1 protein-coding gene is annotated in these 1,122 nt (G+C 55.0%); it reads left to right on the top strand.

Translation table 11 applies throughout. The features are described from left to right. The first annotated feature begins 49 nt into the window (after window positions 1-49). Complete coding sequence (locus tag HF327_RS21805; protein ID WP_198462437.1) at window positions 50-1,087, top strand: IS30 family transposase; 1,038 nt, start codon at window positions 50-52, stop codon at window positions 1,085-1,087. Window positions 1,088-1,122 lie beyond the last annotated feature (35 nt).

The following is a 1,122-nucleotide window of genomic DNA, read 5'->3' as shown; positions in this document are numbered from 1 at the left end:
GGCGGATTCAAATGTGAAGTGCAACACCTGCAACCGTTAAGGTCAGCAGATGTCAGCAAGTCGTTCGTCCTATCGCCAACTTCAACCAGAAGACAGAGTCACCATAGCCAGTTTGCTGCTGCAGCGTCATAGCGTACGCAGCATTGCGCGTTTGCTAGGGCGCAGTGCCAGCACCGTCAGCCGTGAGATTGCTCGCAACTCAGTATCCAGCGATGGATATGCCAGCAGGCAAGCGCAACAGCAGTGGCTTTACAGAAGACGCAGCACAAGATCTGATCCCAAGCTTCATTCACAAGGGATCTTGTGGTTCTTGGTATTGCATTTCTTGCGTTTGCGTTGGTCACCAGAGCAAATTGCGCTGACACTTGCACGCCTGTACCCCAAAGGCCATGAGCTACGCGTGTCGCACGAAACCATCTACAACTGCATCTATGCCCAGCCCGTGGGTGAGTTGCGCAAGGAATTGATTGCCACTTTGCGCCATGCTCACAACAAACGGCTGCCCCGTAGCAAAGAACAGGATCGTCGTGGACAGATCCCAGACATGCTCAGCATCCACGTACGTCCGCCTGAAGTTGAGGATCGGCAGTTCCCAGGGCATTGGGAAGGTGACCTCATCAAGGGTGCTGGCAATGCAAGTGCCGTAGGCACCTTGGTCGAGCGCACCAGCCGACTGCTCATGCTGGTCAAGTTGCCTGCGTTCAAACCAGCCAGTGCAGCCAATGTCATGCAAGCCTTTACAGATAAGCTGCTGGGCATTGCGCAGCCCATGCGCCAAAGCATGACGTACGACCAGGGCAAGGAGATGGCGCTACACAAGCAATTGACCGCCAACACGGGCGTGGCGGTGTACTTCTGTGACCCACACAGCCCGTGGCAGCGTGGCTCCAACGAGAACATGAATGGCTTGGTGCGCCAGTACCTGCCCAAAGGCACGGATCTGAGCATCTACAGCCAAGAGCAACTTGATGCGATTGCTGATGAAATCAACAACCGCCCTCGCAAGGGCCTTGGGGTACGATCACCGCTGTCGGTTTATCGAGAGCTACTGATCAACTCTCCCCAGCACTCCACCCTCATCCATTGAATTCAAGGGTGTTGCACTTCACATTTGAATCCGCC

The sequence above is a fragment of the Comamonas suwonensis genome, assembly GCF_012844455.2.
GTDB classification, from domain to species: Bacteria; Pseudomonadota; Gammaproteobacteria; order Burkholderiales; family Burkholderiaceae_C; genus Comamonas; species Comamonas suwonensis.
This window is presented reverse-complemented; position numbering and strand designations above follow the sequence as displayed.